Source organism: Enterobacter sp. BRE11 (assembly GCF_031844285.1).
Classification (GTDB): Bacteria; Pseudomonadota; Gammaproteobacteria; order Enterobacterales; family Enterobacteriaceae; genus Pantoea.
On the sequence record NZ_JAUZUX010000019.1, the window covers coordinates 13,158 to 35,631 of the forward strand.

21 protein-coding genes are annotated in these 22,474 nt (G+C 59.7%); 5 read left to right on the top strand and 16 right to left on the bottom strand.

Features of this window, described 5'->3' with window-relative positions:
* Nucleotides 1–72 precede the first annotated feature (72 nt).
* Nucleotides 73–3,963, bottom strand: a complete 3,891-nt coding sequence (gene purL, locus Q9R34_RS18290) for a phosphoribosylformylglycinamidine synthase (RefSeq protein ID WP_485895561.1) — start codon at nucleotides 3,961–3,963, stop codon at nucleotides 73–75.
* Nucleotides 3,964–4,228: 265 nt separating this feature from the next.
* On the opposite strand from purL, the gene mltF reads away from it, so the two are divergent.
* Nucleotides 4,229–5,686: a membrane-bound lytic murein transglycosylase MltF gene (gene mltF, locus Q9R34_RS18295; protein WP_485895563.1), complete on the top strand. Its 1,458-nt coding sequence runs from the start codon at nucleotides 4,229–4,231 to the stop codon at nucleotides 5,684–5,686.
* A gap of 31 nt (nucleotides 5,687–5,717) precedes the next feature.
* Here the strand turns inward: mltF and tadA are convergent, their stop codons facing one another.
* Both tadA and yfhb read right to left on the bottom strand, forming a co-directional pair.
* A complete protein-coding gene (tadA, locus tag Q9R34_RS18300) occupies nucleotides 5,718–6,215 on the bottom strand; it encodes a tRNA adenosine(34) deaminase TadA (protein WP_485895565.1) in 498 nt (165 codons plus the stop codon).
* Nucleotides 6,216–6,286: 71 nt separating this feature from the next.
* Nucleotides 6,287–6,925, bottom strand: coding sequence for a phosphatidylglycerophosphatase C (gene yfhb / locus Q9R34_RS18305; protein WP_434125583.1), 639 nt, complete (start codon nucleotides 6,923–6,925; stop codon nucleotides 6,287–6,289).
* 170 nt (nucleotides 6,926–7,095) lie between these two features.
* On the opposite strand from yfhb, the gene Q9R34_RS18310 reads away from it, so the two are divergent.
* Together Q9R34_RS18310 and Q9R34_RS18315 are read left to right on the top strand one after the other, a co-directional pair.
* Nucleotides 7,096–7,935, top strand: a complete 840-nt coding sequence (locus Q9R34_RS18310) for a MurR/RpiR family transcriptional regulator (protein WP_434125581.1) — start codon at nucleotides 7,096–7,098, stop codon at nucleotides 7,933–7,935.
* A 50-nt stretch (nucleotides 7,936–7,985) separates the two neighbouring features.
* Nucleotides 7,986–8,234, top strand: coding sequence for a YfhL family 4Fe-4S dicluster ferredoxin (locus tag Q9R34_RS18315; RefSeq protein ID WP_033791866.1), 249 nt, complete (start codon nucleotides 7,986–7,988; stop codon nucleotides 8,232–8,234).
* Here the strand turns inward: Q9R34_RS18315 and acpS are convergent.
* The 11 genes from acpS to rpoE form a co-directional block, all read right to left on the bottom strand.
* Entirely contained in the window at nucleotides 8,231–8,611 is a 381-nt protein-coding gene (acpS, locus tag Q9R34_RS18320; RefSeq protein WP_434125580.1) for a holo-ACP synthase, read from the bottom strand. The two genes, Q9R34_RS18315 and acpS, sit on opposite strands and share 4 nt — an antisense overlap.
* Nucleotides 8,611–9,342 carry a pyridoxine 5'-phosphate synthase gene (gene pdxJ / locus Q9R34_RS18325; protein ID WP_033754003.1) on the bottom strand — a complete coding sequence of 244 codons (732 nt, stop codon included), beginning with the start codon at nucleotides 9,340–9,342 and terminating at the stop codon, nucleotides 8,611–8,613. Before pdxJ ends, acpS begins: the two co-directional genes overlap by 1 nt.
* 66 nt (nucleotides 9,343–9,408) lie before the next feature.
* Nucleotides 9,409–10,137, bottom strand: a complete 729-nt coding sequence (gene recO, locus Q9R34_RS18330) for a DNA repair protein RecO (protein WP_485895569.1) — start codon at nucleotides 10,135–10,137, stop codon at nucleotides 9,409–9,411.
* 4 nt (nucleotides 10,138–10,141) lie between these two features.
* A complete protein-coding gene (era, locus tag Q9R34_RS18335; RefSeq protein WP_103794383.1) occupies nucleotides 10,142–11,047 on the bottom strand; it encodes a GTPase Era in 906 nt (301 codons plus the stop codon).
* A 45-nt stretch (nucleotides 11,048–11,092) separates the two neighbouring features.
* A complete protein-coding gene (rnc, locus tag Q9R34_RS18340) occupies nucleotides 11,093–11,773 on the bottom strand; it encodes a ribonuclease III (RefSeq protein ID WP_033754012.1) in 681 nt (226 codons plus the stop codon).
* Between the two features lie 133 nt (nucleotides 11,774–11,906).
* Nucleotides 11,907–12,881, bottom strand: coding sequence for a signal peptidase I (gene lepB, locus Q9R34_RS18345; protein ID WP_485895572.1), 975 nt, complete (start codon nucleotides 12,879–12,881; stop codon nucleotides 11,907–11,909).
* Between the two features lie 9 nt (nucleotides 12,882–12,890).
* Nucleotides 12,891–14,690, bottom strand: a complete 1,800-nt coding sequence (gene lepA, locus Q9R34_RS18350; RefSeq protein WP_434125574.1) for a translation elongation factor 4 — start codon at nucleotides 14,688–14,690, stop codon at nucleotides 12,891–12,893.
* A 217-nt stretch (nucleotides 14,691–14,907) separates the two neighbouring features.
* Nucleotides 14,908–15,372 carry a SoxR-reducing system protein RseC gene (rseC, locus tag Q9R34_RS18355; protein ID WP_485895574.1) on the bottom strand — a complete coding sequence of 155 codons (465 nt, stop codon included), beginning with the start codon at nucleotides 15,370–15,372 and terminating at the stop codon, nucleotides 14,908–14,910.
* Nucleotides 15,369–16,325: a sigma-E factor regulatory protein RseB gene (gene rseB, locus Q9R34_RS18360; RefSeq protein WP_485895576.1), complete on the bottom strand. Its 957-nt coding sequence runs from the start codon at nucleotides 16,323–16,325 to the stop codon at nucleotides 15,369–15,371. The genes rseC and rseB overlap by 4 nt, the downstream gene beginning before the upstream one ends.
* A complete protein-coding gene (gene rseA / locus Q9R34_RS18365; protein ID WP_485895578.1) occupies nucleotides 16,325–16,978 on the bottom strand; it encodes an anti-sigma-E factor RseA in 654 nt (217 codons plus the stop codon). Before rseA ends, rseB begins: the two co-directional genes overlap by 1 nt.
* Before the next feature lie 27 nt (nucleotides 16,979–17,005).
* The gene (rpoE, locus tag Q9R34_RS18370) at nucleotides 17,006–17,584 is read right to left on the bottom strand and encodes an RNA polymerase sigma factor RpoE (protein ID WP_485895580.1); all 579 of its coding nucleotides are present in this window, start codon (nucleotides 17,582–17,584) and stop codon (nucleotides 17,006–17,008) included.
* A gap of 430 nt (nucleotides 17,585–18,014) precedes the next feature.
* On the opposite strand from rpoE, the gene nadB reads away from it, so the two are divergent.
* Nucleotides 18,015–19,637 carry an L-aspartate oxidase gene (nadB, locus tag Q9R34_RS18375; RefSeq protein ID WP_485895582.1) on the top strand — a complete coding sequence of 541 codons (1,623 nt, stop codon included), beginning with the start codon at nucleotides 18,015–18,017 and terminating at the stop codon, nucleotides 19,635–19,637.
* Here the strand turns inward: nadB and trmN are convergent.
* On the bottom strand, nucleotides 19,622–20,371 hold the full coding sequence (gene trmN / locus Q9R34_RS18380) for a tRNA(1)(Val) (adenine(37)-N(6))-methyltransferase TrmN (protein ID WP_485895584.1): 750 nt from the start codon (nucleotides 20,369–20,371) through the stop codon (nucleotides 19,622–19,624). The genes nadB and trmN overlap by 16 nt on opposite strands.
* 155 nt (nucleotides 20,372–20,526) lie before the next feature.
* Here trmN and srmB point away from each other — a divergent pair, with 155 nt between their 5' ends.
* Nucleotides 20,527–21,855: an ATP-dependent RNA helicase SrmB gene (srmB, locus tag Q9R34_RS18385; RefSeq protein ID WP_485895586.1), complete on the top strand. Its 1,329-nt coding sequence runs from the start codon at nucleotides 20,527–20,529 to the stop codon at nucleotides 21,853–21,855.
* Between the two features lie 217 nt (nucleotides 21,856–22,072).
* Here srmB and grcA read toward each other — a convergent pair whose 3' ends face one another.
* Complete coding sequence (grcA, locus tag Q9R34_RS18390; protein WP_434125564.1) at nucleotides 22,073–22,456, bottom strand: autonomous glycyl radical cofactor GrcA; 384 nt, start codon at nucleotides 22,454–22,456, stop codon at nucleotides 22,073–22,075.
* Nucleotides 22,457–22,474 lie beyond the last annotated feature (18 nt).

The following is a 22,474-nucleotide window of genomic DNA, read 5'->3' on the forward strand; positions in this document are numbered from 1 at the left end:
CAGCTGTCGCCATTTGCCAACAGAGATAAAAAAAGGAGACATCGCTGTCTCCTTGTGTCGTGCCGGGCGGGATTAGCCCAGCTGTTTACGCGCGTTGCGGAAGATGCGCATCCATGGGCTGTCTTCGCCCCACTCCGCTGGATGCCAGGAGTTGCTTACCGTACGGAAAACGCGCTCCGGGTGCGGCATCATGATGGTCACGCGGCCGCTTTCGTTGGTCACCGCCGTGATGCCGTTAGGCGAGCCGTTCGGGTTAGCCGGGTAAGTTTCGGTCACCTTACCGTAGTTATCGACAAAGCGCAGCGCAACCAGTCCTTTGGACTCCAGCGCCGCCAGATGCGCGCCGTCGCGGACTTCCACAAAGCCTTCGCCGTGCGAGACCGCAATCGGCATATGCGAGCCAGCCATGCCGTCCAGCAGCAGCGACGGGCTGGCGGCCACTTCCACCAGGCTGAAGCGCGCTTCAAAACGCTCTGACTGGTTGCGCACAAAGCGCGGCCAGAGTTCGCTGCCCGGGATCAGCTCGCGCAGGTTGGACATCATCTGACAGCCGTTGCAGACGCCCAGCGCCAGCGTCTGCGGACGATGGAAGAAGCTCTCAAACGTGTCGCGCACGCGGTTGTTGAACAGAATGGATTTCGCCCAGCCTTCACCAGCGCCCAGCACGTCGCCGTAGGAGAAGCCGCCGCACGCCACCAGCGCCTGGAATTCGTCCAGGCCGCGGCGTCCCGCCAGCAGATCGCTCATATGCACGTCGACCGCCGTAAAGCCTGCGCGATGGAACGCCGCCGCCATTTCGACGTGGGAGTTGACGCCCTGCTCACGCAGCACCGCAACGCGCGGACGCGCACCGGTGGCGATCATCGGCGCGGCGACATCCTCTTCCGGATTAAAGGTCAGATGGACGTTGAGGCCAGGATCCTTGTCATCTTTACGCGCTTCATGCTCCTGATCGGCGCAGAGCGGGTTATCACGCAGGCGCTGCATCTGCCAGCTGGTTTCGCCCCACCAGGTACGCAGCGTGGTGCGACTTTCGCTATAGACCGCGCTGTCGCCGGAGCGAATCACAAAGCGGTCACCGCGCTGCGCGCTGCCGATAACGTGGCTGCACGCTGCCAGTCCCTGCTCCGCCAGCACCTTTTCCACGGCCGCGCGATCTTCAGCTCTAATCTGAATCACTGCGCCCAGCTCTTCGGTAAAGAGCGCGGCCAGCGCGTCGCTGCCCAGCGCAGCAATATCGACCTCGACGCCGCAGTGGCCGGTAAAGGCCATTTCCGCCAGCGTCACCAGCAGGCCGCCGTCTGAACGGTCGTGGTAAGCCAGCAGCTTCTGCTGTGCCACCAGCGCCTGAATGGCGTTAAAGAAGCCCGCCAGCTGCTGCGCGTCGCGCACGTCGGCGGGCTTGTCGCCAAGCTGACGGTAGACCTGCGAGAGCGCGGTGGCGCCCAGCGTATTGGCGCCGTTGCCCAGATCGATCAGCAGCAGCAGGTTTTCGCCGTCCGCCTGCAGCTCTGGCGTGACGGTGCGGCGCACATCTTCCACGCGGGCGAAGGCGGTAATAACCAGCGACAGCGGCGAAGTCATTTCGCGCTGCTCGATGCCCTCCTGCCAGCGGGTTTTCATCGACATAGAGTCTTTGCCCACCGGAATCGTGATGCCAAGCGCAGGACAGAGCGCTTCGCCTACCGCCTTAACCGCCTCATAGAGGCCAGCATCTTCGCCAGGGTGGCCTGCCGCCGCCATCCAGTTAGCGGAAAGCTTCACGCGCTTGAGATCGCCAATCTGCGTCGCCGCCAGGTTGGTAAGCGCTTCGCCCACGGCCAGACGGCCGGAGGCGGCGAAATCGAGCAGCGCAACCGGCGCGCGCTCGCCCAGCGCGAAGGCTTCGCCGTGATAGCTGTCGAGGCTGGCGGTGGTGACCGCGCAGTTTGCCACCGGAATCTGCCACGGGCCGACCATCTGGTCGCGCGCCACCATGCCGGTAACGGTGCGGTCGCCGATGGTGACGAGGAAAGTTTTCTCCGCCACGGTCGGCAGGTGCAGCACGCGGTTTACCGCGTCGCTCAGGGTAATGCCGTCGCGCAGCAGCGGCTCACCTTTGGCCTGCTGCGTGACCACGTCGCGCGTCATCTTCGGCGTTTTGCCCAGCAGCACATCCAGCGGCATATCAATAGGCGTGTTGTCAAAGTGGCTGTCGCTCAGGCTCAGGTGCTGCTCTTCGGTCGCTTCACCAATCACCGCGTAGGGTGCGCGCTCGCGCTGACAGAGCGCGTCGAACTGCGCCAGCTTCTCAGGCGCTACCGCCAGCACATAACGCTCCTGCGACTCGTTGCACCACACTTCGAGCGGGCTCATGCCTGGCTCATCGTTCAAGATGTCGCGCAGGTTAAAGCGGCCGCCGCGGCCGCCGTCGCTCACCAGCTCCGGCATGGCGTTGGAGAGGCCGCCCGCGCCCACGTCGTGAATAAACAGAATCGGGTTCTCTTCGCCCATCTGCCAGCAGCGGTCGATCACCTCCTGACAGCGGCGCTCCATTTCCGGGTTGTCGCGCTGCACCGAAGCGAAATCGAGATCGGCGTCGGACTGGCCTGACGCCATGGACGAGGCCGCGCCGCCGCCCAGGCCGATATTCATCGCCGGACCGCCCAGCACGATCAGCTTCGCGCCCAGGGTAATCTCCCCTTTCTGCACGTGATCGGCGCGGATGTTGCCGATGCCGCCCGCCAGCATGATCGGCTTGTGGTAGCCGCGCAGCTCGACGCCGTTATGGCTGTTGACCCGCTCCTCATAGGTGCGGAAATAGCCGTTCAGCGCCGGACGCCCAAATTCGTTATTGAACGCCGCGCCGCCCAGCGGGCCTTCGGTCATGATATCCAGCGCGCTGACGATGCGCTCCGGCTTGCCGAAGTCCTCTTCCCAGGGCTGCTCAAAGCCGGGAATACGCAGGTTCGACACAGAGAAGCCGACCAGACCCGCTTTCGGCTTCGCACCGCGTCCGGTAGCGCCTTCATCACGGATCTCGCCGCCGGAGCCGGTCGCGGCGCCGGGCCACGGTGAGATCGCCGTAGGATGGTTATGGGTTTCTACCTTCATCAGGATATGCGCAGCCTCCTGATGATACTCATACTCGCCCTTTTGCGCGTCGGCGTAAAAGCGTCCCACTTCCGAGCCTTCCATGACCGCCGCGTTGTCTTTATAGGCTGACAGCACGTGGTCCGGGGTGCTCTCGAAGGTGTTTTTAATCATTTTAAACAGCGATTTCGGCTGTTTTTCGCCGTCAATAATCCAGTCGGCGTTGAAGATTTTATGACGGCAGTGCTCGGAGTTAGCCTGCGCGAACATATAGAGTTCGATGTCGTTCGGGTTGCGGCCCAGTTGCTGGAAAGCTGCCAGCAGGTAGTCGATTTCATCGTCCGCCAGCGCCAGCCCCAGCGTGCGGTTCGCCTCTTCCAGCGCCTGACGGCCGTTATTCAGCACATCAACGCTTTTCAGCGGCTGCGGCTCGTGATGCGCGAACAGCGCTTCCGCCTGCGACAGATCGCTGAAAACCGTCTCCATCATGCGATCGTGCAGCAGCGCCTGAAGCGTCTGCCACTGCGCCTCGGTCAGCTGCGGCGCCTGCACATAGAAGGCCAGACCGCGCTCCAGGCGGCGCACCTGCGGCAGATCGCAGTTGTGCGCGATGTCGGTCGCTTTGGATGACCAGGGCGAAATGGTGCCGGGACGCGGCGTCACCAGCAGCAGGCGGCCTTGCGGCGCGTGTTCGGCGAGAGAAGGACCGTATTTCAGCAGGCGCTGCAGGCGCGCTTTTTCATCAGCGTTCAGCGGTGCGCTGACATCGGCAAAATGGACGTACTCGGCGTAAATGTCACTCACCGGCAGATGAGCGTCCTGAAAGCGGGTCAGCAGTTTGTTTACACGAAATGCCGACAGGGCGGGCGAACCACGCAGAATTTCCATCATTTAATCTCTCGTCAGAGCGCCGTGCGACGCTTCAAGGGGCACAACAGCAGAAAACGGGCGGTATTATAGAGAAACACCCCGCTCGACGAAACCGTTTGCGCATAATTTCTCTGCCTGCGGAATTGCCTGAATTTTGCGCAAAACCTGCTTTATAAGTTGCTCTACGCTGCCGAGTTGCGCAAAATGCCCCTCGCTCTGGGAGTTCAAAAAAGATCAATACTGCCTTTAAAAGACAGAGGCCTTGGAGCCAGCGAGAGACAACTATTTGAAACGCCTAAAATTAAACTATCTGCTGATCGGTCTCGTTACCCTGCTGCTGGCGATGGCGTTATGGCCATCGATCCCGTGGTACGGCAACGGACAGGATGCGATTTCGCAGATAAAATCGTGGGGAGTGCTGCGTATCAGTACCATCAATTCCCCGCTGACTTACTACACCATCAATAAAGCCCCGGCCGGTATGGATTACGAGCTGGCGAAGCGCTTTGCCGACTATCTGGGCGTTAAGCTCAAGGTCACGGTGCGCCCAAACCTCAGCGATCTGTTTGACGATCTCGACGACGGCAAGGCGGACCTGCTGGCAGCGGGCCTGATTTACAACGATGAAAGGCTGGCGCGCTATAAAACCGGGCCGAGCTACTACTCCGTGTCCCAGCAGATGGTCTATCGCGTCGATAAGCCGCGCCCGAAAAACCTCGGCGATCTCAAAGGTGAGCTCAGGGTTGCTTCCGGCTCCGCCTACCTGTCGTCGCTGAAAACGGCGCGCGATAAACAGTTTCCCGATCTCAACTGGGTGATCTCCACCGATCAGTCGCCGAAAGCGCTACTGGAGGCGGTTGCCGACGGCAAGCTCGACTACACCATCGGCGATTCCGTCACCATCGCCCTGCTGCAGCGCATCCACCCGCAGCTGGCGGTGGCGTTTGACGTCACGGATGAAGAGCCGGTGACCTGGTATGTGCCGCACAGCGACGACAGCAGCCTGAACGCCGCGATGCTCGACTTCTTTAACTCGATGGGTGAAGAAGGCGTGATGGCGCGCCTGGAGGAGAAGTATCTCGGCCACGTCGGCACCTTCGACTATGTCGATACCCGCACTTTCCTGCGCGCCATCGACGTGACGCTGCCGGAGATCAAACCGCTGTTTGAGAAGTATGCGGCCAGTATCGACTGGCGGCTGCTGGCGGCGATCTCCTATCAGGAGTCGCACTGGAATCCGCTGGCGACCTCGCCCACCGGCGTGCGTGGCATGATGATGCTGACGCGCAACACCGCCGACAGCCTGAACGTTGAGGATCGTACCGACACTGAGCAGAGCATTCGCGGCGGCAGCCTCTATCTACAGCGCATGATGGAAAAGGTGCCCGCGACCATTCCCGAAGATGAGCGCATCTGGTTCGCGCTGGCGGCCTACAATATGGGCTACGCCCATATGCTGGATGCGCGCAAGCTCACGGCGAAACAGGGCGGCAATCCTGACAGCTGGGCCGACGTCAAGCTGCGGCTACCGATGCTGAGCCAGAAACGCTACTACGCGCAGACCACCTACGGCTACGCGCGCGGCCACGAAGCCTATAACTACGTCGAGAATATCCGTAAGTATCAGCTGAGCCTGGTAGGCTATTTGCAGGAGCAGGAGAAACGCCTGGCCCAGCAGGCGGCGCAAGAGGCGGAGCTGGGCAGCGGCTATCCGGCGGTGGCGCCGGAAATCGCCATGAATTAGGCAAGGCGTAAAGCGCGGCGTTGAGGCCGCGTTAGTTCGTTCCGCGCTGCGCCTGACGCAGCGCTTTTTTTTGCTCGCGCCGCATGCGGAAAAAGTCGCTCAGCATCGCCGCGCACGCCTCCGCCAGCACGCCGCTCTGCAGCACGACCTGATGATTCATGCCGGGATGGCCGAGCACATCTATCAGTGAACCCGCCGCGCCGGTTTTCTCATCGCTGGCGCCGTAGACCAGCCGCGTGATGCGGCTGTGCACCATCGCGCCGGCGCACATCACGCAGGGCTCCAGCGTCACGTAGAGCGTGGTATCCAGCAGGCGATAGTTCTCCAGCACCTTGCCGCCCTGACGCAGCGCCATCATTTCGGCGTGGGCGGTCGGATCGTGCTGGCCGATGGGCCGGTTCCACCCTTCGCCGATAACGCGATCGCCCTGCACCAGCACCGCGCCGACCGGCACTTCGCCCTGTTCCCAGGCGATGCGCGCCAGCCGCAGCGCATGGCGCATCCAGTATTCGTCTTGAGATTGATTCACGCAGGCTCACTCCCGGCAGCAGCAAAGCGGCGCATTATAGCGATCCCGCGCGCAGAATCGAAGATGCAACCCTACTCCAGCTGCTGAAGTTCGCCGCGCGGCGTGACGCGCCAGCGGTGCTGGCAGAAAAAGAGCAGCGGATTATCCTGCTTACTGTCGCTGTAGCCGCTATAGAGCTGCAGCGGCGTGCCGATCTGCTCTTCGAGCTGAACCACTTTCTCATGGCCGAGGCAGCGCATCGCCAGCACGCGACCGCCGAAGCCGCGCCGCATCTGGCTGGCAATCAGTTTGACGCGCGGCAGAAACGCCGAGTCGAAGTAGACCTGCTCTACCAGCGGCTGCGGCGAGCCGGTAATCAGCCAGACGTCGGCATCGTCGCTGCTCAGATAGTCGGTCAGGCGCTGCTGCACCACCGGAAATGCGGTCACACGCTGGCGAAACCACTGCGCAAAGGCTGCTTCGCGGCGCAGCAGCGTGCGCTCCGAGCGGCCAAAGGTGATCGACCAGAGCAGCAGGCTCATCGGCCAGCGCGCCGCGCGCCCTTTAATCAGCAGTCCCAGCCCGACCACCGGCAGCAGCGGCACCACCAGCAGCAAGTTGAGCGGCTGACGCCAGAGCAAATAGCGCATAAAGGTGCCGAACATATCCTGCTGGTGCAGTGTGCCGTCCAGATCGAAAAACACCACGCGACGTTGTGTACCCTTGGTCAAAAAACGCTCCTTTCTGTTTTGTTCGCCCTATGGTTTTTTATTGTAGCCATCAACCGCGGCAGCGGCGAAGACAGCTATTTTTAATTCCAGTGGCTACAATGCCAGGTGAATAGTTTATTCTTCAGCAGAGACAAACATCTTACGGCAGGCTACCTAAACGAGGACCAGGCATGAGCTCATTGCTGCGCATTCGTCAGCTCTATCCGCGTCTGGCGCTAAACGAGCGTCGGCTGGCGGACTTTCTGTTGTCACAGCCGGATCGGGCGCGCCATCTCAGCTCGCAGAAGCTGGCTGAAGAGTCGGGCGTAAGCCAGTCGAGCGTGGTGAAATTCGCGCAGAAGCTGGGATACAAGGGCTTTCCGGCGCTTAAGCTGGCCCTGAGCGAGTCGCTGGCGGCTCGCGACGCTATTACCGTGCATAATCATATTCTCAGCGACGACTCGTTAAAAACCGTGGGTGAGAAGCTGCTTACCGAGAAGCTCTCGGCCATTCGCGCTACGCTCGATATCAACAGCGAAGAGAAGCTGAACCAGACGCTGCACTTGCTGAAAAATGCCCAGCGTATCGTATTGGTAGGCATTGGCGCGTCGGGGCTGGTAGCGAAAGACTTTTCCTGGAAGCTGATGAAGATTGGCATCAATGCGGTGGCGGAGCAGGATATGCACGCGCTGCTGGCCAGCGTGCAGGCGATGCGTCCCGGCGACGTGCTGCTGGCGATCTCTTATACCGGCGAGCGTAAAGAGATCAACCTGGCGGCGCAGGAAGCCGCGCAGATCGGCGCCTACGTGCTGGCGTTTACCGGCTTTACGCCCAACAGCCTGCAGCAGACCGCAACCCACTGTCTCTATACCGTCGCGGAAGAACAGAGCACGCGCAGCGCCGCCATCTCGTCGACCACGGCGCAGCTGGCATTGACCGACCTGCTGTTTATGGCGCTGGTGCAGAACGATCCAGAGCGCGCCGCCAGCCATATCCGCCACAGCGAAGCGCTGGTGAAAAAGCTGAACTAGGCGGCGAACGCGAGTATAATGGCGCCGTTTTTAGCTAATCAGGTGAAATCATGGCGCTGCTGATTACCGCCAAATGCATTAATTGCGATATGTGCGAACCCGAATGTCCTAACCAGGCGATTACACTCGGCGCGGAGATCTACGAGATCGACGCCAGCCGCTGCACCGAGTGCGTCGGGCATTACGATGCGCCAACCTGCCAGAGCGTCTGCCCTATCGATAACACCATTGTTATCGATCCACAGCACATCGAATCGCGCGATGCGCTGTGGGAGAAGTTCGTGGTGCTGCACCACTAGTTTTCGATAATCACCGTTGCGCAGGCGTAATGACGCTCATCCGCCAGCGTGACGTGAACCTGCCTGACGCCCAGCTTTTCCGCTACGTCGCTGGCGTGGTGGAAAAAGCGCAACCCCGGCTTGCCCAGCTCATCGTTGTACACTTCAAACTGATTGAACGCCAGTCCACCGCGAATGCCGGTGCCGAAGGCTTTGGCCGCCGCTTCCTTGACGGCGAAGCGCTTGGCCAGGAAGCGCACCGGCTGCTGATGACGCTGATATTGCTGCCACTCGGCTTCGCTCAGCACGCGCCGCGCCAGGCGGTCGCCAGAGCGCTCAATCACGCCGGCGATACGCTCGATTTCGACGATGTCGGTGCCCAGTCCGAGAATAGCCATTAGCGACGCGCTTCCCGCATCAGCAGCTTCATCTCTTTTACCGCGTCGGCCAGACCGCTGAAGAGCGCGCGGCCGATAATGGCGTGGCCGATATTCAGCTCGTGCATCTCCGGCAGGGCGGCAATCGGCTGGACGTTGTGGTAGGTCAGGCCGTGGCCGGCGTTGACCTTGAGGCCCAGGCTGGCGGCAAAGGTGGCGGCGTGGCGGATGCGCGCCAGCTCAGCCTCGCGCGGCAATCCTTCCGGCGCCTCGGCGTAGGCGCCAGTATGAATTTCGATATAGGGTGCGCCGCTGGCGACCGCCGCCTCAATCTGGCGATGATCGGGATCGATAAAGAGCGAAACCTGGATGCCCGCGTCGCTCAGCTGCTTCACCGCCGCGTTGATTTTTTCCTGCTGGCCCGCCACGTCGAGGCCGCCTTCGGTGGTCACCTCTTCGCGCTTCTCCGGCACCAGACAGACGAAGTGCGGCTGGATATCGCAGGCGATGCCTACCATCTCGTCGGTAACCGCCATCTCCAGGTTCATGCGCGTCTGGATGGTGTCGCGCAGAATCCGCACGTCGCGATCGGTGATATGGCGGCGATCTTCGCGCAGGTGCACGGTAATGCCTTCCGCGCCCGCCTGCTCGGCGACGAAAGCCGCCTGAACCGGATCGGGATAGTGGGTGCCGCGTGCGTTACGTACCGTGGCGATATGATCGATGTTGACCCCTAACAGCAACTCAGCCATGACAATCCTCAGCTTAACTATGTCGAAAAATCAGAGTGTACCGCGGCGCGCGGCGCAGGCACAGCGCTACGGGCTGGCGGCATCAGGCCGCTTTTTCGGCACGAACTGGCGAAACAGCTCGGTGCTCTTCAAGGGTTTGCCGCCCAGGTAGGGTTTCAGCGCGATGCGGGTAAAGCGCTTGGCGGCGCGCAGCGTGTCGGCATCGGGAAAGTCACGTTCCCACAGCGCGCGCAGCTGGCGGCCGGTGAAGCTGCGCTGACCGGCGACCAGACTGGCGATAAAGCCCTTCTCTTCGCGGTAGCTGTAGGTCATGTTGTCGGTGACCGGTTCGCCGCTGCCGGCGCAGTGCAGAAAGTCGACGCCGTAGCCGAGATGACCCAGCAGCGCCAGCTCGAAACGACGCAGCGCCGGTTCAGGCGAGCTGTTGGCCGCCGCCAGCGTTTGCAGGCAGTTCAGGTAGTCGAAAAAGAGTTCTGTGAAGGGAAATTCCTGCTCCAGCACGCGCGACACCAGCTCGTTAACGTAGAGGCCGCAGTAGAGCGTAATGCCGCTGAGCGGCAGCGACAGCGAAACCGCTTCGGCTTTGGTGAGGGTTTTGACCTCGCCGCGCCCGGTCCAGCGCACCAGCAGCGGCGTGAAGGGCTGCAGCGTGCCTTTCAGCTGCGAGCGGCGCGCGCGCGCGCCTTTCGCCAGCACCCTGACCCGCCCGTGACTTTCGCTGAAGAGGTCGAGCAGCAGGCTGGTTTCGCTATAGGGGCGACTATGCAGCACAAAGGCGCGTTGCCAGCCTTCCATAGGATCAGAGGTCGTCTACGTAGCCCAGGCTGCGCAGCGCACGTTCGTCGTCGGCCCAGCCCGATTTCACTTTGACCCAGAGCTCGAGATGCACTTTGGCCTCGAACATCTCTTCCATATCTTTGCGCGCTTCAATGCCGATGGTTTTGATTTTGGCGCCTTTGTTGCCGATCACCATCTTCTTCTGCCCTTCGCGCTCGACGAGGATCAGGCCATTGATATCGTAGCCGCCGCGATCGTTACTGACGAACTGCTCGATCTCCACCGTCACCGAGTACGGCAGCTCAGCGCCGAGGAAGCGCATTAGCTTCTCGCGGATGATCTCCGACGCCATAAAGCGCTGCGAGCGGTCGGTGATGTAATCTTCCGGGAAGTGGTGGTCCGCCTGCGGCAGACGCTTGCGCACGATCGCCGCAATCGTATCGACGTTCTTTCCGCTTTCGGCGGAGATGGGCACGATGTCAAGGAAGTTCATCTGCTGGCTAAGGAACTGCAGGTGCGGCAGCAGAATGCTTTTATCCTGAATGTTGTCCACTTTGTTGATGGCCAGCACCACCGGCACTTTGTTGTCGCGCAGCTTGTTGAGCACCATCTCATCGTCCGGCGTCCAGCGCGTGCCTTCGACCACGAAAATGACCAGCTCGACGTCACCGATAGAGCTGCTGGCCGCGCGGTTCATCAGACGGTTGATGGCGCGCTTCTCTTCCATGTGCAGCCCGGGCGTATCCACATAGATGGCCTGATACTCGCCTTCGGTGTGAATGCCCATAATGCGGTGACGCGTGGTTTGCGGCTTACGCGAGGTGATCGACACCTTCTGCCCCAGCAGCTGGTTCAGTAAGGTGGATTTGCCGACGTTGGGTCGGCCGACAATCGCGACAAAGCCGCAATAGGTATTCTGTTCGCTCATTCGAGTCCTGACTTTTTCAGCGCCTGTTCAGGCGCCGGGATGTTGCTATTCGAGACCAAGCTTAATTAGCGCCTGTTCGGCGGCAGCCTGTTCTGCTTTACGGCGGCTGGAGCCTACGCCCACCACCGGTTCAGCCATGCCACTCACCTGACAGTGAATGGTGAATTCCTGATCGTGGGCTTCGCCACGCACCTGCACCACCAGATAGGACGGCAGCGGCAGATGACGCCCCTGCAGATACTCCTGCAGGCGGGTTTTCGGATCTTTTTGTTTGTCGCCCGGGCTAATCTGCTCAAGGCGCGACTGATACCAGTCAAGGATCAGCTTTTCCACCGTCTGGATATTGCTGTCGAGGAAGATGCCGCCGATCAGCGCTTCTACCGTATCCGCCAGGATGGATTCGCGGCGAAATCCGCCGCTTTTCAGTTCACCCGGTCCCAGGCGCAAACATTCGCCGAGGTCAAACTCCCGCGCCATCTCCGCCAGCGTGTTGCCACGCACCAGCGTCGCGCGCATGCGGCTCATATCGCCCTCGTCGACGCGAGGGAAGCGATGATAGAGCGCGTTGGCGATCACATAGCTGAGAATGGAATCGCCGAGAAATTCGAGACGCTCGTTGTGCTTACTGCTGGCGCTACGGTGCGTTAGCGCCTGTTGCAAGAGTTCCGGATGAGTAAAAGTGTAGCCCAGTTTGCGCTGAAGCTTATTAATGAGGATGGGGTTCATGCGATTCCAGTTCTTTTGTGCGTCTGTGACTCTGCATACGAAACAGGGCTGGCTTTCCAACACATTCTGTTTCGTGTGCAGTGGCCCCCCGCAGGAGGCCAACCGTTTTGCCCGTTTATCCGGGCCAGATGACTCAGTGAATGCCGCCGATACGGCTCAGGCGTACGCCCGTCGGCCACTGACCTTCCTGCTTGTCAAAGCTCATCCAGATGGCAACCGCTTTGCCGACCAGATTGCGTTCCGGGACAAAGCCCCAGTAGCGACTGTCGGCGCTGTTGTCGCGGTTATCGCCCATCATGAAATATTGCCCCTGTGGCACGACCCAGGTCGCCTGCGGCTGGCCCGGCTGCTGATAATACATGCTCGCCTGACTCTGCGCTTCGTTTACCAGCAAAATATCGTGCGTGACGTTGCCCAGCGTCTCTTTACGGGTACCGAGACGCAGTCCGCCGCGCATGGTTTCGCCCTGCAGCACCTGATAGAAACCGTTGCCCGCCTCGTTGCCGTCAAAACCGCTGAAGGTCTGGATGAAGTTGCTCGGCTCGATATTGGTGTAGGTGATCGGCAGCGCGCTGGCACAGCGCTGGCCAGCGGCGCAGTTCGGGCTGACGGTCAGGGTTTTGCTGTAGGGATCGAACACCACTTTGTCGCCCGGCAGGCCGATGACGCGCTTGATGTAATCCAGGCTGGGATCTTTCGGGTATTTAAATACCGCAATATCGCCACGCTGCGGATGCCCGGTCGGGATCAGCGTCGTCTGGGTGATCGGATCTTTGATGCCGTAGGCAAACTTCTCCACCAGGATAAAATCGCCGATCAGCAGCGTCGGCATCATGGAGCCGGACGGGATCTGGAATGGCTCATAGATAAACGAGCGCACCACGAACACCACCAGCAGCACCGGGAAGACCGACGCGGCAGTCTCTACCCAGCCAGGCTGGCCGTTGACTTTCGCCAGCGTTTTTTCGTCGAGGGTATGGCCAGCCGCAGCCTGCGCTTCCGCTCGTTTAGCCCGGCGCGCCGGCGCCCACTTAACGCGATCGATACACCAGATAATGCCGGTAATCAGCGTCGCGAGCGCCAGAACCAGGGCGAACATATTAGCCATTAGGTATCCTTATTTGCTGTCCTTGCCGACATGCAGAATAGCGAGGAAGGCTTCCTGCGGCAGCTCGACGTTGCCGACCTGCTTCATGCGCTTCTTGCCATCTTTCTGCTTCTGCAACAGTTTCTTCTTACGGCTGACGTCACCGCCGTAGCACTTGGCGAGCACGTTTTTACGCAGCTGCTTCACGGTCGAGCGCGCGATGATATGAGTGCCGATCGCCGCCTGGATCGCAATGTCGAACTGCTGGCGAGGGATAAGATCTTTCATTTTCTCAACCAGCTCGCGGCCGCGATACTGCGAATTGTCGCGGTGAGTAATCAGCGCCAGCGCATCGACGCGCTCGGCGTTGATCAGCACGTCGACGCGCACCATGTCGGAAGCCTGGAAACGTTTAAAGTTGTAATCCAGCGAGGCGTAACCGCGCGAGGTCGACTTCAGACGGTCGAAGAAGTCGAGCACCACTTCCGCCATTGGAATGTCGTAGGTCAGCGCGACCTGGTTGCCGTGGTAGACCATGTTGGTCTGCACGCCGCGCTTCTCGATGCAGAGCGTAATGACGTTGCCCAGATACTCCTGCGGCAGCAGCATATGACACTCGGCGATCGGCTCGCGCAGCTCTTCAATATTGTTCAGCGGCGGCAGCTTAGAGGGGCTGTCGACGTAAATGATTTCGCCGCTCGTGGTCTCCACTTCATACACTACGGTCGGCGCGGTGGTGATCAGATCGAGATCGTATTCACGCTCCAGGCGCTCCTGGATGATCTCCATATGCAGCAGGCCCAGGAAGCCGCAGCGGAAGCCGAAGCCGAGCGCGGTAGAGCTTTCTGGCTCATAGAACAGCGAGGCGTCATTCAGGCTCAGCTTGCCGAGCGCGTCGCGGAAGGCTTCGTAGTCGTCAGAGCTGACCGGGAACAGGCCAGCATAGACCTGCGGCTTCACTTTTTTGAAGCCTGGGAGCGCTTTATCCGCCGGGTTGCGCGCCAGCGTCAGGGTATCGCCCACTGGTGCGCCAAGGATATCTTTGATGGCGCAGACCAGCCAGCCCACTTCGCCGCAGTTCAGCTGCGTGCGGTCAACCTGCTTCGGGGTGAAGATGCCGAGGCGATCGGCATTGTACACCTGGCCGGTGCTCATGACTTTGACCTTGTCGCCTTTGCGCAGCGTGCCGTTTTTCACGCGGATTAGCGAGACCACGCCAAGGTAGTTATCGAACCAGGAGTCGATAATCAGCGCCTGCAGCGGGCCTTCCGGATCGCCTTCCGGCGGCGGAATATCACGCACCAGGCGCTCCAGCACTTCCGGCACGCCGACGCCGGTTTTCGCCGAGCAGCGCACCGCATCGGTGGCGTCGATGCCGACGATATCTTCAATCTCCTGCGCCGCGCGTTCCGGATCGGCAGCAGGCAGATCGATTTTATTCAGTACCGGCACAACTTCCAGATCCATCTCAATCGCGGTATAGCAGTTCGCCAGGGTCTGCGCTTCGACGCCCTGTCCTGCGTCCACCACCAGCAGCGCGCCTTCGCAGGCCGCCAGCGAGCGCGACACTTCATAGGAGAAGTCGACGTGCCCTGGGGTATCGATGAAATTGAGCTGGTAAGTTTCGCCGTTGAGCGCTTTGTAATCGAGCGTCACGCTCTGCGCTTTGATAGTAATGCCGCGCTCGCGCTCCAGGTCCATTGAGTCGAGAACCTGCGCCGCCATCTCGCGATCGGTCAGGCCGCCACAGATTTGAATCAGGCGGTCAGAGAGCGTCGATTTACCATGGTCAATGTGCGCGATGATGGAGAAGTTTCTTATGTGCTTCATTTATATGAATATCTTCACGTAGAAAAACAGTTGAGAACCTGAGCACAGACACATTCAGGAAGATCGCTCTTTACCTACAATCCTGTCAGCCTCATTAATGACGACGCATATTACACTGTTAAGGCCGCGCATAAAAGAATGGAACGTTGCGGAATCACAACACTTTTTGACGAGAAACAGGCGCTAAAAGGCCGCGATATACGCGGCCTGCAGAGGATTAGGCTTCGCTTTCCACCCGCAGGTCGTCAGGCGGCAGCGCCACGCTCAGAATGACGGGCTGAAAAGCGGCGCGATCGCCGACTTTCAGGGAGACGCCTTTGGCGACGATAAAGCCGCCGATGCCGCCGAGCAGCGCGCCGCAGGCCGCCGCCAGATCGCTGTGAAACAGCGCCTGAAACAGGCCCGCCAGCAGGAAGAGCCCAAACAGCGGCGTCATATAGACCAGCAGCGCCGAACCGAGCAGGCTGCTCTCTCTGATGCCGAGTTCGATACGCTGACCGGGCTGAAGCGGCGTCGCGCTGGCGATTTCCATCACGTGAGCATCTTTCGGCCCCAGCTTGTTCAACATATGGCTGCCGCAGCCTTTGCGTGCCGAGCAGCTGTTGCAGGAGGTTTTCGCCTCTGTATGCAGCGTAGCGATGCCGTCACGCCATGCCACGACCGTGGCCCACTCTCTCATCATCGTTGCGACCCCAAATCAATACTGTCCGCTATGCGTTTTGCCGTTGCGGGCGGCAGTTCGCCCACCACGGTAATCTCGCTATTATTGCGCACTTCGGTCTGCACCGTACGACGTCCTGTGCGCAATGTCTGCGTGACGCTGCTTTTGTCGGCTGGCGTAATATTGATGGCAAAGCTGAACAGGCCGTCGCTGTACAGACGCGATTCAACGGTTTTATTCATCGCCGGAATATCGCGTCGGCTCTGGGACACCAGCTTCATGCCCGCCGGCACCCAGGCTGGCTGCCAGCTGAGGTTTACCTTCTCCCCTTCAGGCACCGAAAGCGACGGCGGCAGATTCGCCTTTTGCAGACCCTGCATCAGATTGCGCACGCCTTCGTCGACCGCGAAGCTAATCACGCGGAACTGCTCCAGCGTTTCGCCGTCGCGATCCAGCAGATCGATACGCAGCGGCAGTTTGGTGTCCACATCGAGCCAGACGACATAGCTATAGCGCGTGCCGTCGCGCGAAACGATGCGAATCACCTCGCACAGCTGATCGGCGATGCGCGAACGCCCTACCGGAATAAAATCCCACGCGCTGGCAAGCTGAGCGAAATCAGCAAAGATGGGCGACGGCAAGGCGTCGATAATGTTTTGACCGGGCAGAGAGAAAGGATCGAGGCCGGGTTCGAAATAGCTGATATCGCCGCCGCGCTGGATCACCTCGCGGCGCGGGCCGTCCATCTGCAGCAGCTGCGCATAGACGCGATTATCGATCACCGCGTGACGATAACGCAGCGACTCGATGCCGATGCGCGAGACGTTGATATAAGCGAATTCGTAGTTAAGGTTCTGGCTTGCCTGCTCCATCTGCTGTAACAACGCCCCGGACGCAGATATCTGCGCCGGGGCGGTAGATGACCAAAGCAGGCTGCCTGCCAGCAGGCTAAAGGCGCACCAAAGCTGCTTCATTACTGCTGTTGCGTACCTAAGGACTGGTTGCCGGGAACGTTCGCCTGTGCCTGCTGCGGCGAGTTAGTTTCGAACTGCAGACGATCGGAGTGCAGACGGCGCTGCAGCTCGTAATCCTGCAGCATCGCGTTAACGCGACGGCGCTGCTCCTGAACCTGCTGGCTGGAGCCGCTGGTGTCAAAGGCGTCAGACGGCACGCCCAGGCTGACCGGCGATGCCTTGCCCATCATCGGCAGCGTGTTGAACACCGGCGAATCAGACGGTTCCGCACTGGTGCCGCTCGGCTGGTTGTAGTGCTGTACGCCCACAATAACCGCCAGCGATACGCACGCCGCAACACCAACCTGAGTCAGCTGCGCTGCCCAGGGGCGCATTTTGCGCCAGAAAGGCATCTTCGCAACGCTGGCCGGTTCGGGCTGAGATTCAACGATCAGCGGCGTCACCTTGCGGGCCGGCTCTTGTTCAAGGGCCGCCGCAACGCGCGCGGAGATATCGAAGTGCAGCACATCGCCTACATCACCGCGCATGGTGTCGCGGATAAGATGATAGCTAGTCCAGCGCTGTTGCAGCTCTGCATCCTGAGATAGTGCTGACAGCAGCGCGTTATCGAGCGCCTCGCCATCCATCAAAGCGGAAAGTTGTTCTTTCTGCATGCCTAAGTACCCTTCCAGTAGCCGTTATCACTGACGTTGGATAAGCGGTTGAACTTTATTATCAATGGCCTCTCGCGCACGGAAGATACGTGAACGCACCGTACCGACCGGGCAATCCATGATGGCGGCGATCTCTTCGTAGCTCAGCCCGTCCAACTCCCTGAGCGTGATTGCCATACGCAAATCTTCAGGGAGAGTCTCAATGGTGCGAAAGACGATTTGTTTCAATTCGTCTGACAACATTAAGTTCTCAGGGTTCGAAATTTCTTTTAACGCGCCAGCACTTTCGAAATTTTCCGCATCGATAGCATCCACATCGCTGGATGGCGGACGACGCCCCTGAGCAACCAGGTAATTTTTTGCGGTATTGACCGCGATACGATAAAGCCAGGTGTAGAACGCGCTGTCGCCGCGAAAGGATTCCAGCGCGCGATACGCTTTAATAAAGGACTCCTGCACGACATCAGGCACGTCTCCCGACGGGACGTAGCGGGAAACCAGGCTCGCCACTTTATGCTGGTAGCGAATAACCAGGAGGTTAAATGACTTTTGATCTCCTTTCTGCACCCGCTCTACGAGTACCTGATCCGTTAACTGCTCGCTCATCCGAGGTAATGTCTCCCCAAATACTTTTAAATGCGTAAAGGAACTGCCAGCACATCTTCATGGTTCTGAGCAAGCATGCGCTTAGAGTCGTGGTGCGGCAAAAAGTTCACTTAACGCGCTGATGATGACTCTTCCAGAGGCGCTGTCATTTGTTTTTCATTCTCAAGACAGTGTAATCCAGACTGCGGTTATCAACGCAGAATTCCAGGCAGAGTACCTTATGACAGAGGCTTTTTCATCTTTAAATCCTGTCTATGCGCCAGGTTTTATATAAAAAACGGGTTTTCGCTACGCCTTTGACTAATTTGCTCCTTTTACTGCTCGCTGCCGGTTTATTGATCGCAACAGGTCGCCTTCACGTTTAAAATACTTCACAACAGTGTGTAAAAAGCCTATTCTCGAGCCACCCCTGTTTAGTAAATTAAACACTATGGCACACTCATTCTCTCCCGATTACCAGTGCGATGTTTTGATTATCGGCAGCGGCGCGGCGGGCTTATCGCTGGCGCTGCGGCTGGCGGCGCATTACAAGGTGCTGGTACTGAGCAAAGCGCAGGTCAGCGAAGGCTCTACCTTTTATGCCCAGGGTGGCATCGCCGCAGTGTTTGATGAGACCGACAGCATTGAGTCGCATGTGGAAGATACGCTCATCGCCGGCGCTGGCCTGTGCGAGCGTGAAGCGGTCTCGTTTGTCGCCAGCAATGCGCGCCACTGCGTGCAGTGGCTGATCGACAACGGCGTTGCCTTCGATCGCGATCCGCAGGCGGCAGGCGATATGCCCTACCATCTGACGCGCGAAGGCGGCCACAGCCATCGGCGTATCCTTCACAGCGCCGACGCCACCGGGCGCGCCGTCGAAACCACGCTGGTGAGCCAGGCGCTGAGTCATCCCCGCATTCATATTCTTGAGCGTAGTAACGCAGTCGATCTCATCCTGTCAGACAAGCTGGGCCTGCCTGGCCCACGCCGCGCTGTCGGTGCCTGGATCTGGAACCGCAACCTTGAGCGGGTGGAAACCTGTAGCGCTCGCGCGGTGGTGCTGGCGACCGGCGGCGCGGCGAAAGTCTATCAGTACACCACTAATCCCGACGTCGCATCCGGCGACGGCATCGCCATGGCATGGCGCGCTGGCTGCCGCGTCGCCAATCTTGAGTTTAATCAGTTCCATCCTACGTCGCTGTTTCATCCTGACGCGCGCAGCTTTCTGCTGACCGAGGCGCTGCGCGGCGAAGGCGCCTGGCTGCTGCGGCCCGACGGCAGCCGTTTTATGCCCGACTTTGACGCGCGCGCCGAACTGGCGCCGCGCGATATCGTGGCGCGCGCCATCGATCATGAGATGAAGCGGCTCGGCGTCGACTGCGTTTACCTGGATATCAGCCACCAGCCGGCGGCGTTTATCCGTGCCCATTTTCCGACGATTTATGAAAAGCTGCTGACCTTCGGCCTCGACCTGACCCAGGATCGCATTCCCATCGTGCCAGCCGCGCACTACACCTGCGGCGGCGTGATGGTCGACGCGCGCGGACGCACGGACGTCGACGGGCTCTACGCTATCGGCGAAGTGAGCTATACCGGGCTACATGGCGCAAACCGCATGGCCTCTAACTCTCTGCTGGAGTGCCTGGTCTACGGCTGGTCGGCTGCTGAGGATTTGATTGAGACGCTGCCGCAAAAAGTTGCTCCCGACAGCCTGCCGCCCTGGGATGAAAGCCGCGTAGACGATGCGGACGAGCGTGTGGTAATTCAGCATAACTGGCACGAGCTGCGGCTATTTATGTGGGATTACATGGGGATTGTTCGCACCACGCGCAGGCTGGAGCGCGCGCTGCGCCGCATTAACCTGCTGCAGCAGGAGATCAGCGAATACTACGCGCATTTCCGGCTCTCCAGCGATCTGCTGGAGCTGCGCAACCTGACGCAGGTGGCCGAACTCATGGTGCGCTGCGCGCTGGCGCGCAAGGAGAGCCGCGGGCTCCATTTTACCCGCGACTATCCCGATATGCTGCCCGAAGCGAAGCCAACTATCCTTATGCCCTCTTACATAAAGAGGTAAAAGTCGCGGGTCAGGCTGCGCCAGGCTTCTGAATAGTGCGTATCCTGGTTGCGGATCGCCATGCGTTCCAGCAGCGTTTCGCCCGCGCTGGGTGAGAAACCGAGCAGCACGCGATGCGGCGGCCGGTGCGCATATTCCGCCACGTCGATGCGAAAACGCAGATGCCAGCCCGATGCCTGCGCCAGCGTAATCATATTCTGCCCCACCGTTTCGGGCAGCACGACGCAGAAGAAGCCCTCTTCGTCGATCAAACGCGCCGCATAACTTAGCAGGCTGGCGTGATCCAGCGTCGCCGTCGAGCGGGCCGCATCGCGTTCCGGCGTGGCGCAGGCAACATCGGGTGGATAATAAGGCGGATTGCTGACAATCAGCGAATAGCGCTCGCCGCAGTTCTCCGTAAAAGCGGCGATATCCTGCTGATGGACGCGAATGCGTGCTGCCCACGGCGACTGCGCCACATTCTCCTGCGCCTGCTGCGCGGCGGCAACATCCAGCTCAACCGCGTCGATAAGCACCGCGTCGGAGGTACGCTGCGCCAGCATCAGGGCGATAAGCCCGCTGCCGCTGCCGATATCGAGCACGCGGCGCACGTTGGCGACCGGTGCCCATGCGCCCAGCAGAATGGCGTCGGTACCGACTTTCATGGCGCAGCGGTCGTGCGCCACGAAAAATTGTTTGAAGGTGAAACCGTTTCTTTTTAATACCGGCCGCACATGCGGCTTGTCCTGCGTCATACTCTGCAACCATTACCCTTTTTCCTGCCGTGCGGCAGCGCGTCAGTGTAACGTGACGGCGTGAGGAATACACGTAATGGGCTGGACGGCGCGGATTAACAGATGAAGATTGCGTGCGATCTGTCTATAATCAGCGCCCCAAACTGAGGTAGACCATGACAGTAACCACATTCTCCGAACTCGAACTCGACGAAAGCCTGCTGGAAGCCCTGCAGGATAAAGGCTTCACGCGCCCTACCGCCATTCAGGCCGAGGCGATCCCGGCCGCGCTGGAGGGCCGCGACGTTCTGGGTTCGGCGCCTACCGGCACCGGGAAAACCGCCGCGTACCTGTTGCCGGTACTGCAGCATCTGCTCGATTTTCCGCGCAAGAAATCGGGGCCGCCGCGCATCCTGATCCTGACGCCAACGCGGGAACTGGCGATGCAGGTTGCCGATCACGCGCGCGAGCTGGCGAAGCATACCCATCTCGATATCGCGACCATCACCGGCGGCGTGGCCTATATGAACCACGCGGAAGTGTTCAGCGAGAACCAGGATGTGGTCGTGGCGACCACCGGACGTCTGCTTCAGTATATTAAAGAAGAGAACTTCGACTGCCGCGCCGTCGAGACGCTGATCCTTGACGAGGCGGACCGCATGCTGGATCTCGGCTTCGCGCAGGATATCGAAACCATTGCGGGCGAAACCCGCTGGCGTAAGCAGACCATGCTCTTCTCCGCGACGCTGGAAGGCGACGCGATTAAAGATTTTGCCGAGCGTCTGCTGAACGATCCGGTCGAAGTCGAAGCCGATCCCAGCCGTCGCGAGCGTAAAAAGATCCAGCAGTGGTACTACCGCGCCGACGATCTGGAGCATAAAACCAAACTGCTGATCCACCTGCTGAAGCAGCCGGACGCCACGCGTTCAATTGTGTTCGTGCGCAAGCGCGAGCGTCTGCACGAGCTGGTGCAGTGGCTGCACGATGCGGGCATCCGCTGCTGCTATCTGGAAGGGGAAATGGTGCAGGCTAAACGCACCGAGGCGATCAAACGCATTACCGACGGTCGCGTCAACGTGCTGGTGGCAACCGACGTCGCCGCGCGCGGCATCGATATCGAAGATGTCAGCCACGTCATCAACTACGATATGCCGCGCACCGCCGATACCTATCTGCACCGTATCGGCCGTACCGCGCGCGCCGGACGTAAGGGCACCGCGCTGTCGCTGGTGGAAGCACACGATCATCTACTGCTGGGCAAGATCAGCCGCTATCTGAATGAGCCGCTGAAACCGCGCGTAATCGACGAGCTGCGTCCGGTAACGCGCGCGCCAGCCGCCAAAACCACTGGAAAGCCGTCGAAAAAGGCGCTGGCGAAGCGTAAAGAGCGAAAAGAGAAAGAGGCGGAAAAACCGCGCGTGAAAAAGCGCCATCGCGACGCCAAAAACGTGGGCAAACGCCGCAAGCCAAGCGCTGCCGCGCCAGCCAGCGGCGATGCGGAATAAATCAGCATCGCTATAAAAAAATCGCCTCGATTGAGGCGATTTTTTTTAGTTAAGCAGGTAAAACGGCAATGACTCGCTTCGGATAAAGGCTAATAGCCAAAGCGCCCGATTATTACTGCACCGCCAGGGTTGAAAAGGTTAAATATCCATTCCTCTCAATAACCTGCCATTAACAATCCAGTGGGCGCTTTTTCTTCACGCGTTCAAAGTTGCCAGGTTACAGGCTTTCGGTAAAGGTGCGCGTAATTACGTCACGCTGCTGCTCCGGCGTCAGTGCGTTAAAGCGCACCGCGTAGCCTGAGACGCGAATTGTCAGCTGCGGATACTTCTCCGGATGCTTTACCGCATCTTCCAGCGTTTCACGGCGCAGGACGTTAACGTTCAGGTGCTGACCGCCCTCGATACGTACCTGAGGTTTCATCTCCATTGGCACTTCGCGCCAGGCAAATTCGCCCAGCTCTCTCACGGCGACAACCTGATCTTCTTCGTAACCTGCCTTCGCGCACAGGCAGCGTGCTTCCGCTTTTTCATCGTCGATCAGCCAGAAAGAGTGCAGTAAATCAGGGTTATTGGTTTGAGTAATTTGAATGCCAGTGATCATAATTAGTTCTCCAGAACA

What these genes read in the sequence shown, in the direction of transcription:
- purL (WP_485895561.1), bottom strand. Translation starts at nt 3,963, where the DNA reads ATGATGGAAATTCTGCGTGGTTCGCCCGCCCTGTCGGCATTTCGTGTA.
- Q9R34_RS18310 (WP_434125581.1), top strand. Translation starts at nt 7,096, where the DNA reads ATGAGCTCATTGCTGCGCATTCGTCAGCTCTATCCGCGTCTGGCGCTA.
- Q9R34_RS18315 (WP_033791866.1), top strand. Translation starts at nt 7,986, where the DNA reads ATGGCGCTGCTGATTACCGCCAAATGCATTAATTGCGATATGTGCGAA.
- acpS (WP_434125580.1), bottom strand. Translation starts at nt 8,611, where the DNA reads ATGGCTATTCTCGGACTGGGCACCGACATCGTCGAAATCGAGCGTATC.
- pdxJ (WP_033754003.1), bottom strand. Translation starts at nt 9,342, where the DNA reads ATGGCTGAGTTGCTGTTAGGGGTCAACATCGATCATATCGCCACGGTA.
- recO (WP_485895569.1), bottom strand. Translation starts at nt 10,137, where the DNA reads ATGGAAGGCTGGCAACGCGCCTTTGTGCTGCATAGTCGCCCCTATAGC.
- era (WP_103794383.1), bottom strand. Translation starts at nt 11,047, where the DNA reads ATGAGCGAACAGAATACCTATTGCGGCTTTGTCGCGATTGTCGGCCGA.
- rnc (WP_033754012.1), bottom strand. Translation starts at nt 11,773, where the DNA reads ATGAACCCCATCCTCATTAATAAGCTTCAGCGCAAACTGGGCTACACT.
- lepB (WP_485895572.1), bottom strand. Translation starts at nt 12,881, where the DNA reads ATGGCTAATATGTTCGCCCTGGTTCTGGCGCTCGCGACGCTGATTACC.
- lepA (WP_434125574.1), bottom strand. Translation starts at nt 14,690, where the DNA reads ATGAAGCACATAAGAAACTTCTCCATCATCGCGCACATTGACCATGGT.
- rseC (WP_485895574.1), bottom strand. Translation starts at nt 15,372, where the DNA reads ATGATGAGAGAGTGGGCCACGGTCGTGGCATGGCGTGACGGCATCGCT.
- rseB (WP_485895576.1), bottom strand. Translation starts at nt 16,325, where the DNA reads ATGAAGCAGCTTTGGTGCGCCTTTAGCCTGCTGGCAGGCAGCCTGCTT.
- rseA (WP_485895578.1), bottom strand. Translation starts at nt 16,978, where the DNA reads ATGCAGAAAGAACAACTTTCCGCTTTGATGGATGGCGAGGCGCTCGAT.
- rpoE (WP_485895580.1), bottom strand. Translation starts at nt 17,584, where the DNA reads ATGAGCGAGCAGTTAACGGATCAGGTACTCGTAGAGCGGGTGCAGAAA.
- nadB (WP_485895582.1), top strand. Translation starts at nt 18,015, where the DNA reads ATGGCACACTCATTCTCTCCCGATTACCAGTGCGATGTTTTGATTATC.
- trmN (WP_485895584.1), bottom strand. Translation starts at nt 20,371, where the DNA reads ATGACGCAGGACAAGCCGCATGTGCGGCCGGTATTAAAAAGAAACGGT.
- srmB (WP_485895586.1), top strand. Translation starts at nt 20,527, where the DNA reads ATGACAGTAACCACATTCTCCGAACTCGAACTCGACGAAAGCCTGCTG.
- grcA (WP_434125564.1), bottom strand. Translation starts at nt 22,456, where the DNA reads ATGATCACTGGCATTCAAATTACTCAAACCAATAACCCTGATTTACTG.